10 protein-coding genes are annotated in these 13,367 nt (G+C 58.2%); 5 read left to right on the forward strand and 5 right to left on the reverse strand.

What is annotated here, in order from left to right:
• Positions 1 to 12: 12 nt before the first annotated feature.
• From msrB to ASE98_RS08640, 3 genes are all read left to right on the forward strand, one after another.
• Positions 13 to 408 (forward strand): peptide-methionine (R)-S-oxide reductase MsrB, encoded by a 396-nt coding sequence (gene msrB, locus ASE98_RS08630; RefSeq protein WP_060541019.1) that lies wholly within the window; start codon positions 13 to 15, stop codon positions 406 to 408.
• A gap of 201 nt (positions 409 to 609) precedes the next feature.
• Complete coding sequence (locus tag ASE98_RS08635; RefSeq protein ID WP_060540952.1) at positions 610 to 1,095, forward strand: glutathione peroxidase; 486 nt, start codon at positions 610 to 612, stop codon at positions 1,093 to 1,095.
• A complete protein-coding gene (locus ASE98_RS08640) occupies positions 1,092 to 1,553 on the forward strand; it encodes a MarR family winged helix-turn-helix transcriptional regulator (protein WP_060540953.1) in 462 nt (153 codons plus the stop codon). The genes ASE98_RS08635 and ASE98_RS08640 overlap by 4 nt, the downstream gene beginning before the upstream one ends.
• Here the strand turns inward: ASE98_RS08640 and ASE98_RS08645 are convergent.
• A complete protein-coding gene (locus ASE98_RS08645; RefSeq protein WP_060540954.1) occupies positions 1,537 to 3,858 on the reverse strand; it encodes a hybrid sensor histidine kinase/response regulator in 2,322 nt (773 codons plus the stop codon). The genes ASE98_RS08640 and ASE98_RS08645 overlap by 17 nt on opposite strands.
• 164 nt (positions 3,859 to 4,022) lie before the next feature.
• On the opposite strand from ASE98_RS08645, the gene ASE98_RS08650 reads away from it, so the two are divergent.
• A complete protein-coding gene (locus ASE98_RS08650) occupies positions 4,023 to 4,913 on the forward strand; it encodes an ATP-binding protein (protein WP_060540955.1) in 891 nt (296 codons plus the stop codon).
• Complete coding sequence (locus ASE98_RS08655) at positions 4,910 to 5,392, forward strand: GAF domain-containing protein (protein ID WP_060540956.1); 483 nt, start codon at positions 4,910 to 4,912, stop codon at positions 5,390 to 5,392. The genes ASE98_RS08650 and ASE98_RS08655 overlap by 4 nt, the downstream gene beginning before the upstream one ends.
• On the opposite strand, the gene ASE98_RS08660 is transcribed toward ASE98_RS08655, so the two are convergent.
• The 4 genes from ASE98_RS08660 to ASE98_RS08675 all read right to left on the reverse strand — a co-directional run bounded on the left by ASE98_RS08660 (position 5,393) and on the right by ASE98_RS08675 (position 13,285).
• A complete protein-coding gene (locus tag ASE98_RS08660) occupies positions 5,393 to 8,335 on the reverse strand; it encodes an HD domain-containing phosphohydrolase (RefSeq protein WP_060540957.1) in 2,943 nt (980 codons plus the stop codon).
• A gap of 48 nt (positions 8,336 to 8,383) precedes the next feature.
• Positions 8,384 to 12,025, reverse strand: a complete 3,642-nt coding sequence (locus ASE98_RS08665) for a transporter substrate-binding domain-containing protein (RefSeq protein ID WP_060540958.1) — start codon at positions 12,023 to 12,025, stop codon at positions 8,384 to 8,386.
• Between the two features lie 8 nt (positions 12,026 to 12,033).
• Positions 12,034 to 12,660 carry a response regulator transcription factor gene (locus tag ASE98_RS08670; RefSeq protein WP_060540959.1) on the reverse strand — a complete coding sequence of 209 codons (627 nt, stop codon included), beginning with the start codon at positions 12,658 to 12,660 and terminating at the stop codon, positions 12,034 to 12,036.
• Between the two features lie 232 nt (positions 12,661 to 12,892).
• The gene (locus ASE98_RS08675; protein ID WP_060540960.1) at positions 12,893 to 13,285 is read right to left on the reverse strand and encodes a response regulator; all 393 of its coding nucleotides are present in this window, start codon (positions 13,283 to 13,285) and stop codon (positions 12,893 to 12,895) included.
• Positions 13,286 to 13,367: the final 82 nt, after the last annotated feature.

Raw genomic sequence — 13,367 nt, forward strand, 5'->3', positions numbered from 1 at the left:
CGAGGTGTGATGATGGAAAAGTTGCAAAAAACCCTGGAAGAATGGAAGGCGATGCTCGACCCGGAGCAGTACAACGTGTGCCGCCTCAAAGGCACCGAGCGACCGTTCTCCGGCAAATACAACGCCACGAAAATTGATGGCGTCTACCACTGCATTTGCTGCAATGAAGCGCTGTTCGACTCCAGCACCAAGTTCGATTCCGGCTGCGGCTGGCCGAGCTTCTACGCACCGATCGCCGACAGTGCCATGGTCGAGATCCGTGATGTCAGCCACGGCATGATCCGTACCGAAGTGGTCTGCGCCAAATGCGATGCGCACCTTGGGCATGTGTTTCCCGATGGTCCGCCGCCGACCGGCCTGCGCTACTGCATTAACTCGGTGTGCCTGGATCTCGTCCCCCGCAACTGATCCCGGGTTGTCCGTAAGAGCCGGCTTGCCGGCGATAGCGTCGGCAATTGCGATGCAAGGTTCAAGGGCCTGATCGCTGGCAAGCCAGCTCCTGCGGTTCGGAATTTATGTCGGAAGAGAGAGCGGGGTGATCAATTCAATTGCACGCAATTCAATTGCTCGCTATTTTGTCATTCCTGTCTTCCATTCGGAACCTGCGCCATGAGCGACAATCTGCTGAGCATCCCTTGCACCACCATCAAGGGTGAACAAAAGACCCTGGCGGATTTCGCCGGTAAAGCCGTGTTGGTGGTCAATACCGCCAGCAAGTGCGGTTTCACCCCGCAGTACAAGGGCCTCGAAGAGCTGTGGCAGACCTACAAGGATCAAGGTCTGGTGGTTCTCGGTTTTCCCTGCAATCAGTTCGGCAAACAGGAGCCAGGTAACGAAGGGGCGATTTCCGAATTTTGCGAGTTGAACTACGGGGTCAGTTTCCCGCTGTTCAAAAAGATCGAAGTCAATGGCACCGGCGCTCACCCGCTGTTCGTGCAATTGAAGAAACGCGCACCGGGTCTGTTGGGCTCCCAGGGCATCAAATGGAATTTCACCAAGTTTCTGATCGGCAAGGACGGCCAGTTGGTCAAGCGCTTCGCCCCGGCCACCAAGCCGCAGGACCTGAGCCGCGAGATCGAAGCCCTGCTCAAATGAACAGTTTGTCCATCGACTCCCTGAGCCTGGACAGCCAGCTCTGCTTCAAGCTGTACGCCGCTTCCCGGGCGGTCATCCGTGCCTACAAGCCGATGCTCGATCAGTTGGGCCTGACCTACCCGCAATACCTGGCGATGCTGGTGTTGTGGGAATGGCAGGAGAACGCCCCGCAGCAGCCGACCGTCAAGGCGCTGGGCGAGCGCCTGGCGCTGGACTCTGGCACGCTGACGCCGTTGCTCAAGCGCCTGGAGCTGCTGCACCTGGTGCAACGTCAGCGCTCGGCACGGGATGAGCGTGAAGTGCATCTGAGTCTGTCGCCTGCCGGCCGGGGCCTGCGCGATCAGGTTGGGCCCCTCAAGGCGCGGTTGTTATGCGATAGCGGGGTTGATCTTGATCGACTCAATGACTTGCGCGACGGGCTTGATCACCTGCTGGGTCAGATCAAGGCACTGACTTAGCGGGAATCCACAAATCGAGGAGGGCGGCCAGTTCTTCGCGCCTGAAGGGTTTGGCCAGGTAGTCACTCATGCCCGCCGCACGACAGCGTTCACGCTCTTCGGACATGGCGTTGGCCGTCAGGGCGACAATGGGCAGCTGTGGCCAGCGTCCGCTGTGGCGAATTTGCCGACTGGCCTCGTAGCCATCCATGACCGGCATGTTGCAGTCCATCAGCACCAGATCGAAGTCCCTGAGTTCAAGTTGATCCAGTGCCTCGGCACCGTGGGCGGCAGTGACCACCTCGCAGCCGAGTTTGCCGAGCATACCCTTGGCCACCAGCTGGTTGACCGGATTGTCCTCTACAAGTAGCACGCGTCCACGGGGTTGCGAGTTCAGCGTGTCGAGGCGGGCATCGTTGAGTGTCTCGGTCTGCGGTTGCAAGAGGCGTCGCAAGGCCTGGTACAGCGCGTTGCGCGCCAGAGGCCGTGCCTGCTGCTGCAAGGGCGCCAGAGCGCTGACTTCTTCGATGGGCATGAAATTGCCGTAGGCGGTCACCAGCAGAATCGGTGCGGTAACGGTGGGGCGCAGACTGAACAGGCATTCGGGGCAGTCGGTGATCAGTACATCGAGTTCTACGCCCAGTAGCGGGTCATCAATGGATCGGCGTTGATAGTCGAGTCCCCAGCCAGGCAGCAGGCTGCTCAGCAGTTCACCCAATCCACTGCTGGCGTCGGTGATTGCGATGACCTTGCCCTGCAGCAGGGGGGCAGGTATTACGCGGGTATGGGCGGGTAACGGCAGCTCGGCGCAGAACTGGCTGCCAAAACCCGACTCGGAACTGATCGTCAGGCGCCCTTGCATGGCTTCGCAGAGGTTGTAGGTCAGGGCCAGGCCCAGCCCGGTGCCGCCGAACTGCCGGGTAATGCCGGCGCCGGCCTGGGTGAAGGGCTGGAGTATCTTGACCTGGGCGTCCTGGGGAATTCCGATACCCGTGTCGCAGACTTCGATTCTGACGCCATTTGCAGCGTTTGAAAGGCGCACATCGACGCGACCGAAGCGGGTGAACTTCAGGGCATTGGATAACAGGTTGCTGACAATTTGCCGAACCCGGGTCGGATCGCCCAGTACCAGTGCCGGGAAGCGCGGATCGATCAGGCAGGTCAGCTCGACGCTTGGCGCGGCGTTTTGCGAAAGCAGGTTGGCGGTGTCTTCGACCAATGCGCCGAGGTCGAAGGGGATGTGTTCGAGTTCGAGCTGGCCGGCATCGAATTTCGACAAGTCGAGAATATCGTTGAGCAACTCCACCAGAACTTTGCCCGAGTCATGGGCGATGGATAGCTGCTGTTGCTGCTCGGGGTTCAGCGGGCCGTCGAGCGATAGCGCGATCATTCCCAGCAAACCGTTGAGAGGAGTGCGGATTTCGTGGCTCATGTTAGCCACGAATACCGAGCGCGCTTCGGCCATGTCGAGGGCTGTACGGCGGGCGACTTCCAGTTCCTGGTTGGACAGGCTGAGCCGTGCGTTGATGGCCTTGAGTTCGGCAGTGCGGGCCGAGACGATGTTTTCCAGTTGTCCGAGGTACTCGGTCAGGCGGTTTTCGGCGCTGCGCCGCTGCTGGATTTCGGTGGCGATATTGGCGAATTGCTGGTTGGCGACCTTGACCAGCACGCCGATTTCGTCATTGGCGTGCCCCGCGGGGCACTCCAGGGATGTCGGTTGCGTACTGCGCGGGTCGCGACCGCTCAGCTCGTGGATGATGCGTACCAGAGGCTTGGTCAACATGACATAAAACAACGCCAGCAGGATGCCCGACAGCAGCAGGCTGCGGGCGAAACCATTGAGCAGGGTGACTTCGGCCCGGCGCAGAAAGCGGTTGCCGAAGGAGAAGGTGTCCACATCCAGCTGCAGCGTTCCGAGGGCTTCGCTGTTCATGTGATCCAGATAGAGACGGTCTTCGAACTGTCTATGGGCGCCGAACAGGAAGTCGCTGAGCACTCGATAACCGCTTTGCATGCCTTGTCGTTTGACGTTCGCCAGCACGATACCGTTGTTGTCGGTCAGTTTTGCACCAATGATCGCCGGCGAGCGCAACAGCCCTTGGGTCAACTCCCTGGCGAGCTCGGCGTCGATGTTGTAGGCGATGCGTGAGGCCGGGTTGTGGCTGATTTCCAGCAAAGACAGGATTTCCCGGTTGATGGAGGCGTCTTCACTGGCATAATCGATGCCTATTTGCAGCACGCTGAGCAGCGTGCCGAGAATGAAACCAACCAGCACGGTAAGCCGGGCCTGCTTGTATGACAGCCGGTTGGTGAACTTGATATCCATGGGGGGTTGAACCACTTCCGTTTTCTTCGCTGCTCAAGCATAGCCGATCATGCAGGGCGACCGAAGTTCTCGAGAGCCTTGTTCAATCAGGTAAGCCGGTCACCGGACGCTGTGCTTCGTCGCTGCATCGCCATCATTACTGTCAACGTGTCCGAGGAGAAGTCGTGGATTCCCGATTGAATGCTTTTCTTGAGCGCGCCGATGCCGTACTGGCCCGAATCGAGCCGTTGCTGCCCGCGCCTCGCCCCGCTATCGACTGGACGCATTGCCTGGCCGCGCGCTGGCAGCGCGAGACACGCAGCGGCTTTCTGCTGCCGCTGCAGGTCAGCCTCGACATGCGCCTGAGCGACCTGATTGGCGTCGATCGTCAGGTGGAGCAACTGGGGCGTAATACCCAACAGTTCCTCGATGGCATGCCGGCCAACCATGCACTGCTCTGGGGTTCACGCGGCACCGGCAAATCTTCGCTGATTCGCGCCTTGCTCGCTGAACACGCCCAGGCCGGTCTGCGCCTGATCGAAATTGAACGCGATCACTTGGCGGACCTGCCACGAATCGTTGAGCAGATCGGCAAATTGCCCCAGCGTTTTGTGCTGTTCTGCGACGACCTGTCGTTCGAATCGGGCGAGGGTGATTATCGAGTGCTCAAAAGCGTGCTCGACGGCTCGCTGGAGCAGGCGCCGGACAATGTTTTGCTGTACGCCACCTCCAACCGTCGGCACCTGGTGCCGGAAAAGGAAAGCGATAACGAAAACTGGAAGCGTGTTGATGGCGAACTGCATCCCAGCGAGGCGGTGGAAGACAAGATCGCCCTGTCGGATCGTTTCGGCCTGTGGTTGTCGTTTTATCCCTTCACCCAGGAACACTTCCTCAATGTGGTCGAGCACTGGGTCGGTCAGTTGGCCAGCAAGGCCGGCCTGCCGTGGCAACGCACCGAAGAGCTGGACGTTCTGGCGGTGCGTTGGGCCACTGGGCGGGGCAATCGCAACGGGCGCTGCGCCTATCAATTTGCCCGTTACTGGGTCGGGCTCAAACTGTTGGAGCACAAGGCATGATCGATTTACAAAAGAGCGGCCAGGGCCTCGAAGGCTACGGCATGCTGCACGCACAGCTTGAATCCTTGTTGGCGGACGAGCGTGATTTCATCGCCAACGCCGCGCAGTTCTCGGCGTTCCTGTTCAACCAGCTTGACGACCTGAACTGGGCCGGTTTTTACCTCAATCGCAACGAAGAGCTGGTGCTAGGCCCGTTCCAGGGGCAGATCGCCTGCGTGCGCATTCCGTTCGGTCGCGGGGTATGCGGGACGGCAGCAGCCACCTTGCAGACCCAACGGGTCGAGGATGTGCACGCGTTTCCCGGTCACATCGCCTGTGACAGCGCGTCGAACAGTGAGTTGGTCGTGCCGCTGGTCAAGGACGGCCGACTGATCGGTGTGCTTGACCTCGATAGTCCGAAACTGGCGCGCTTCACCGCCCAAGACCAGGCCGGTATCGAGCAGCTTGCGGCGATTTTCCTGCGTCTGAGCGACTGCTGATCAAGCCAGTCCGGCCTTGGCCAGCAGGCTTGAAGCGTCCACCGCATCAATTTGCTGGGGGTCGAGAAAGCGCTTGGCGTACTGCAAATAAATTTGCGCGTTGATGAACAGTCCGAAGAGTTCAGGATCGATGTGGGCATCACGGCACATGCAGGCCATGATGCCCAGCGCCTCACTCAAGGTCTTGGCCTTCTTGTAGGGGCGATCGGCAGCCGTCAGCGCTTCGAAAATATCGGCTATTGCCATCATTCGCGCCGGCAGGCTCATTTGCTCGCGCCTCAAGCGTTTCGGATAACCGGTGCCGTCCATTTTCTCATGGTGGCCGCCGGCAATTTCCGCGACCGTGCCGAGATGGCCGGGGAAGGGCAGGTGGCTGAGCATCCGAATCGTCTGCACCATGTGGTGATTGATGATGTAGCGCTCCTCGGCCGTCAGGGTGCCGCGCACAACGCTCAGGTTGTACAACTCGCCCCGGTTGTACTTGTAGGCGGGCACGTCGAGTTTGAAGCCCCATGGGTTGTCTTGGGCAATCAGCTCGCTTTGCGCACGCTCGAACAGGTGTTCCGGCTTGTCCGCCAATAGCGGCTCGCTGACGGGCAGAGCCGGGGCGGGTGTTCGTGCCTGTCGCCGGTTTTCTTCCCAGGAAACCCCGAGACGGTCATCCAGGGTGCGGGTCCAGGTACGTTGCGCCAGACTGCGCAAACGTTGCAGGTCTGCCTCTGCCATGGCTTCGCCACCAAGGTTGCAGCGGGCGACGAAGGCAAAATCCTCATCCAGCCCGGCCAGGGTAGCGTTGCGCAGCTCTGTCAGGGGCTTTGCGTCACCGCCCATGGCGACGGCCTGCCAGTAGTCGATCCAGGCATCGCGTTTGAGCACCTCGAAGCGGGTGCGGATTTCGTGGATGCGATCGTTCAGGGTTTCCAGTTTCGTGGCTTTGTCGACCACGTATTCCGGGGTGGTGACTTTGCCGCAATCGTGCAGCCAGGCTGCGATGTGCAGCGCCTCCCATTCATCTTCGCCGGGTTGATAGCTTTTGAAGGCAGGCTCCTGGCTGGCAGCTGCGGCGTGGGCGAGCATCAGGGTCAGTTCCGGGACACGCTGGCAATGGCCACCGGTATAGGGGCTTTTCGCGTCGATCGCGCCGGCAAGCAGTTGAATGAAGGCGTCCAGCAATTGTTTTTGCCTGGCTTGCAGGCGTTGACTTTCAATACTGACAGCGGCCGCGCCGGACACCGCCTGGATGAACGCGATGCGATCGGGCCGCAGTTTTTCCTGATCACTCTGATTGCCGCTGTCGGCGAGCAGCAGTACCAGCAAGCCCACGGTTTCGTTATGCCGGTTGTGCAAGCGGATACCGATCAGATGAACCCGGGGGCAGGCCAGTGCCAGGAGCACGTGTTGCAGGTCTGCCGCCTGATCGAAACCGAGACTGGTGACAATATTGTCGGTTTTCGCCAGTTGCAGCATCCAGGCCGGACTCTGCGGGTCTTCAAGCGCGTGGCCTCGAATGTCGTACGACGACAGCTCCTCGGAACTGTTGTTGAGCACCAGGCCGTGGGGCTCCATGCGATCGCCGTCTCCTTCACGAAGGTAAATCAGGCCGGCCTGGGCTTGGGCGATTTTCGCGGTTTCAAATAACACTCGTTCGAGCAGCGGGGCGAATCGGGTTTCGGCGCTCAGGCTGTCGGTGATCTGGAAGAAGCTTGCCAGGGTGTCCTTCATCCGCGCCATCGACACACTCAGTTGATCGACTTCGAGGACTGGCGAGCGCCGGGAAACCGGGAAGTTGAAGTCGAAACTGCGAATCGCATCCGCTTCCTTCACCAGTGCACGCAGGGGTTTGACCAGGACTCTTGACGTCAACCAACCCAGAGGCAGGCACAACAGCAATGTTGCCAGGGTAATCAGCGCGCCTTGCCAGCGCATGCGGTAGGCGTCGGCGAGCAACTCATCTTCCGGGACCAGCATTGCCAGTTCCAGCCCGTGTGGGCCGCCCTCCTGCAGGCTGCTGCGGGCCACGATCCATTGTCGACCATAGGCGTTGAGCCGATTGCCCGCCACAGGATTCTTGAGCAGCGCGCCGAGACTGGGGCTCAGGTCCGCCGCCTTGATCAGGCGCGCGGTCTTATCGTCGATGATCAGCCGGGAACTGTCGGGGTAGGCGATGGCATTGCCTTGGGCATCGAACAGCACGATTTCGGTACTGGGGGTCACGACGTGCCTGGCCAGGGTTGCACTGAGCTCGGCCAGGGTCAGGTCGGCGCCCATGACGGTGTTTTCGTCGCTGCGTCGGGCCAGTGTGGTACCAATGTTGTGGGTGGAGAAAAAAATGTAGGGTTCGGTGGTGATCTGATCGTTGTTGCTACGGGCGTGGGTAAACCAGGTGCGACTGCGTGGGTCGTAAGTATCGTTGGGGTTGTCCCGATGGCTGACGAGAGTCAGGTCTTGAGCGAAAAACAACGACTGGGAATGGACCATTCCTGCGTTGTCGTGTTCGATGCTCCAGACCTGATAAGCCGCCGTCTGCGGGGCATCGAGCAGCGCTTTGAGGTCCGGGGTGCGTAGGGGGCGTACCATGAAAAAATCGCCGTTGCCGTAACCTACATACAGCGAGGCCAGGTCAGGATTGTCCTTGAGCGACTGGCTGAACGGTGCGAGCAGCGCCAGGCGTTGTTCCAGGTCAGGGGCATGCCCCGCCGGGTTGACGACAAGCAGGCTCAACAGATGACGAATCGGTTCATAGGTGGCTTGCAGGTCCAGGCGAACGTCCTGCTCGATGCGTTCAAACAGCTTTTCACTGCTCGAAAGAATGATTTGCGTGGTTTGCCGATAGTTGAAAATGCCCAGCACTACCCCGGTCAACAGCAGCAGGAAAGTGAACATCACGCTGATATGGACGTGCAGCGGAAAGCGCCGTGCGTCCGGATGCAGTGGGTTGGGCATTGCAGGTTTCTCCAGGCTGGAAACGCACTGCTGAGCGTTCAAGCATAGTTAAGGCTCTGTCATCGTGCTCTCGGCGTTGTACTCAAGCTGTTGCAGCAATGCCTGTTCCAATTCAAGCAACGCGCGCTCCATGGCGGTTATGCATTGAGCCACCTTTTCACCATGGAAATCCCCATGACAGGCTGTTTCGAGCGCCTCGCAGCGCTCGATTACGCCAGATGCCTGGACGATACGGGCTGCGCCCTTGATCTTGTGGGCGAAGTCGAGCAGTGACTGCTTGTCCTCTGGAAACGTTAAAGCCAGCAGCGATTGCAGATCGAGCCGGTTGCTCTTCACCAACTCGCTCAGCAAGCGCCTGTTCAAGGTCGGGTTACCCCCTGTCAGCAGGTGCAAACCATTGAGACTGAATGGTAGAACGCCATGGCCCGGCTCGATGCCATCGACCCTTTGACTCAAGGCGTTCAGGCTGAGGGGCTTGAACAGGCAGTCATCCATCCCGGCCTGCTTGCAGCGTTGTATTTCCTCTGGCTGCGCGTTGGCGGTAAAGCCCAGGATGGTGCAGGGCGGGCGCCGGGCTTGCTGTTCGTGCCGGCGTATGGCGCGAGCCAGTTCGTAGCCGTTCATGACCGGCATGTTGCAATCGGCAATGACCAGGTCGAACGACTCGGCTTGCCACGCCTCGAACCCTTCCTGACCATTGACGGCAACCTTGCTTCGGTGGCCGAGGAACTCCAGTTGCTGGCACATGAGCAAGCGATTGGCTGAATGATCGTCCACCACCAGGACATTCAGTGCGCTCCGTGCGGTAGAGATTTGTACTTCGGCCGTATTCGGCAAAGGCTGTGCCGGCAATGTTTTGAGCTGCAACGAAACCTCGACTTGAGTGCCGACCCCCGACTGGCTGCTCAATTGCAAGCTGCCCCCCATCATCTCGCACAGGTTGCGGCTGATCACCAGCCCCAGCCCTGCACCACCCCTGGCCGATTGCGCGGCGTTGTCGGCCTGGGCGAATGGTTCGAACAGACGATGCTGATCCCGTTCACTGATGCCCATGCCACTGTCCCGGACCTGTAGGCGCATTTGCACCTGATCGGGCTCGTCAACGCAGCTCAGATCAACAATGACCCTGACTTCGCCCCGTTCGGTGAATTTGATGGCGTTGCTGACCAGATTGGACAGCACTTGCTTGAAGCGCAACGGGTCCAGCATGACATCGATTACGGGGTAGGCCGGATGGAATTCCAGCAGAAGATCCAGGTTTTTCTGTCGAGCCAGGCCATCGAAAATTCGTACTACCGAGGTCACGAGCTCCCCGGGATTGACGCGCTCCGGGCTCAGGCTCAAGTGTCCGGATTCGATCCGGGCAATATCGAGGATGTCGCCAATCAATCCCAGCAGGTCCTTGGCCGAGCTGTACGCAACATCAATGGCCGGTCGATCCGGGTGCTGAAGATCTATGCGCTTGAGGGTCAATTCGAGCATGCCGATAATCGCGTTCATCGGCGTACGGATTTCATGGCTCATGGTGGCCAGAAAGGTACTCTTGGCACGATTGGCTTCATCGGCACGTTCCTTCGCGCAACGCAGGTCATCGAGCAATTGCCGCCGCTCACTGATGTCGATCCAGCCACCGATAATGCCGCGCACTTCGCCGCTGGAGTCCCGATAGGGAAGAATCCAGTGATAGATCGTCAAGCGCCTGCCATCGATGTGCAGCTCACGGTCGATAATCAGCGGGGTGCCGTTGGCAACAACACGCTGGTAATCGGCCTGAAATTCCCGGGCTTCGAACACATTGCTCATGGCGCCCTGCATGACGCTTTTGCCGATGACGTCCTCGCGTCTGGCGCTAAACGCTTGCAGGTAACTGTCATTGCAACTTTGCAGCAGGCCCTGGCGGTCGCGTACGTAGATTGGATGTGGCGTACCGTTGACCAGCGATCGCATGAACTCGAATTGATCGTTCAATGCGCGCTCGGCGGCCTTGCGCTGTTTGATCTGGCGGCGCATGTAATCGTTCCAGGCCACGGAAAGCAGCAGTAGCACCCCGGCACCGATGACGATCTGATAAAACAACCGATGATAATTTCGCCAGGTGCTGTGGGCGGTCGCTGAATAGCCACGCCAGCGGCTGTTGATGATGCCCAGCTCCTCCGGTGCGATGCTCAGCAAAGCCTTGTCGAGAATGGCGTTCAGGTCCCCGGCTTGCCGGGCTGTCGCCAGGGAGAACGCGGCCTGTTCGGTGCCGATGGTGGTGCTGATCTGCAGTGTGTGTTCGAAGAGCTGCGAGGAAATGAAGTAGTTGGCGATTATCAGGGAGTTCACCGCGCCTTCTGCCTTGCCTTCGGCGAGCATCTCTACTGCGCTGAAACTGTCCGGGGTTTCGATCAGCTTGATGTGGGGGAACTCGCTGCGCAGGTAATCGAGCAGGGGGTTACCTCGGGCTATCGCCAGGCGCTTGCCTTGCAGCTGGGAAAGATTGCTCGGGCTATCCTTTGCTTTTCGGGTCAACAGGACGTAGGAATTTTCCAGAAAGGGGCGAGTAAAATTCAATGTCGCCTGACGTTGTGCACTGGGCAGCAGGGCGGCGATCACGTCGGCCTGGCCGCCCTTGACCTGTTCGATCATCTCATCGTCGTTGCGGCTGCGCCGGATGTCGAAGCGCAGACCAGTGCGTAGCCTGATCAGCTCAAGCAGGTCTGCGGTGACCCCGCGAAAATTACCCTCACTGTCGAAAAAGGTCAGCGGGGCAAAGGCTTCATTGACCACCACGCGCACGACTGGATGTTGCGCCAGCCACTGCTCTTCGCGGTCGGTAAGCTGCAGTTTCTGATCCGTAAGCAGAATATCGCTGCCTGCACTCCAGCGCTTTGCAATGTTTTCTCGTTCAGTCGAGGGGATGGCCATGAGCATCCTGTTGATGATGCCGAGCAGCTCGGGGTTGTTCCTGGTCACGGCGAAGCTGAAGCCATGGGCTTCATGTTTGCCGAAATTGGCCATGCGAATGTTGTTCAGGTACCCCTTGTTGATCATGTAGTGCGTCGAAATGGTGTCGCCCAGGAACACATCCGCCTGATCGAAAGCGACGGCACTGATAGCGTTCTGGTACGACGGATAGGAGGTGATGATCGCCTGGGGGTACATCGCCTTGACTTCCGACAGCGGCAAGTAGTGATAAAGCATGCTCAGGCGTAAACCTGCCAGTCCGTCGGTCAGGGATCTGGTTTCGCCCTCCCGCGTCACCAGTACCGGTTGATCGACGGCGTAGGGTATGGAGAGCGCGAGGTCGGCATTACCGGCTTCGAAGCCATTGGCAGTACCGAGTAAATCGACTTCGCCGCTTGCAAGAGCGGAGATCGCAGCCCCCCGGGACTCGAAGCGCCTGACCTTTATTGGCAGGCCGGTAACGGTGCCCAGGATGCCGGCGTAATCGGCAGTGAACCCTTCGTAGTCATGACCGCTGGTGGTCAGGTCAAAAGGCGGATAATCCTGAGCCGAGGTGCCAAGTACCAGTTCGCGTTTGTCGTTGAGCCATAACCGTTGTGCTTCGCTGAACTGGACTTGCAGATGTCCGGCGTTTGAGCGGCTGAGCAACGTGTAGTTTTCACTGGTTTGCGCTGCGAGCAGTGAAGTGCTCAGGCACAAACCTGCGGTCATCCTTATCAGATTATCCTTCAAGCGACTGGGCATCCGGCTTCTCACACGAGTGCGTTGCGTTTTGCCATTTCGATCAGCTCAACCAGTGATTGGGCTTTGAGTTTCTGCATGAGTCGCTTTTTATAGGTGCTGACGGTCTTGTTGCTGAGAAACATGCCTTTGGCAATTTCCTTGTTGGAGCGTCCTTGCGCAAAAAGTTGCAATACCATTAGTTCCCGATCGTTTACCGACTTGAATAATTCAAGTTCGGCGCAACGCGCCTCATCACCCCGGGCCGGATTCAACGCTTCACTCGGGAAATAGTTGTATCCTGATAATACCGCTTTAATAGCGCTGACCAGTTCGCTGAGTTCTTCCTGTTTGCATACATATCCCGACGCACCTGATTGCATGCAACGAATGCCGAACAGGGTCGGACATTGGGCTGTCAATACGAGAGTTCTCAAAGGTGTGTTCATGGCGTTTAAACGGGACAGCACTTCCAGTCCATCGAGTTTGGGAATGCTGATGTCGAGAATCACCAGGTCAGGCATGCATTCTCTAATCATTTGCATGGCGTCGACACCATTGTCGGTCTCGCCTACGACTTTGTAGTTTTCGTGTTCCAGTAACATTCGAACGGCCAGGCGGATGACAGGATGATCGTCGACAATAAAAACGGAGTTCATATTCAAATCCCATGCGAGCTCAAATAAAGCGCGCACCATAGCTCAGATGGTTGGCAGGACGTATGAACTGGCGAGCCCGTGGCGGCAATATAGGAAAAGTCCTACGCGTGAAAAAGAATGGACCTACGTATCAAATAGATTTTTAAGAAATAATTTGTGCTTTTGGTTGTTTATTCAAAGTTTTCATTTGCAAGTTGTGTTGTGTTTTTTTTCGGATTTTAATGCGTTGTTTTTATACAGGCGTCATGGCCAGTAGACTTCTGAACTCCGCTTGTTCCAGGGGTTTCATCAGATAGCCCAGCAATGGCAGTTGATGTTCGATGGCTGTTCTTTTGAGTCCGTCCAATTCAGCGCTCGTCAGACTACTCAACAAGATGGCCTGTCTGATCATTCCTTGCTGGCTGGCGTATCGGACCAGGTCGAGTCCGGACAGCCCGGGCAGGCATTGGTCGCATAAAAGAATATCGAAGGGTTGTGCCGCCCTGGACATTTGTTGCATCGCCGAATGGGCGCTGTCGGTGGATGTCAGTTGGGTGAAGCCATAACTTTCCAGAAGATATCCAGTGACTCTGAGCTGGAATGGATGGTCTTCCACCAGCAAGATACGCAGATCGTTTTCGGTCATGAGAACTCACTTCATCTGGCGAACAGAGGGAGGGTGATTGTTTCGTGTGAGAAGCGCACGGGCGATCAGTTCGCTCTACAGG

The sequence above is a fragment of the Pseudomonas sp. Leaf48 genome (assembly GCF_001421885.1).
Lineage (GTDB): Bacteria > Pseudomonadota > Gammaproteobacteria > Pseudomonadales > Pseudomonadaceae > Aquipseudomonas.

What these genes read in the sequence shown, in the direction of transcription:
- ASE98_RS08665 (WP_060540958.1), bottom strand. Translation starts at nt 12,025, where the DNA reads ATGCCCAGTCGCTTGAAGGATAATCTGATAAGGATGACCGCAGGTTTG.
- ASE98_RS08675 (WP_060540960.1), bottom strand. Translation starts at nt 13,285, where the DNA reads ATGACCGAAAACGATCTGCGTATCTTGCTGGTGGAAGACCATCCATTC.
- msrB (WP_060541019.1), top strand. Translation starts at nt 13, where the DNA reads ATGGAAAAGTTGCAAAAAACCCTGGAAGAATGGAAGGCGATGCTCGAC.
- ASE98_RS08670 (WP_060540959.1), bottom strand. Translation starts at nt 12,660, where the DNA reads ATGAACTCCGTTTTTATTGTCGACGATCATCCTGTCATCCGCCTGGCC.
- ASE98_RS08640 (WP_060540953.1), top strand. Translation starts at nt 1,092, where the DNA reads ATGAACAGTTTGTCCATCGACTCCCTGAGCCTGGACAGCCAGCTCTGC.
- ASE98_RS08660 (WP_060540957.1), bottom strand. Translation starts at nt 8,335, where the DNA reads ATGCCCAACCCACTGCATCCGGACGCACGGCGCTTTCCGCTGCACGTC.
- ASE98_RS08635 (WP_060540952.1), top strand. Translation starts at nt 610, where the DNA reads ATGAGCGACAATCTGCTGAGCATCCCTTGCACCACCATCAAGGGTGAA.
- ASE98_RS08645 (WP_060540954.1), bottom strand. Translation starts at nt 3,858, where the DNA reads ATGGATATCAAGTTCACCAACCGGCTGTCATACAAGCAGGCCCGGCTT.
- ASE98_RS08655 (WP_060540956.1), top strand. Translation starts at nt 4,910, where the DNA reads ATGATCGATTTACAAAAGAGCGGCCAGGGCCTCGAAGGCTACGGCATG.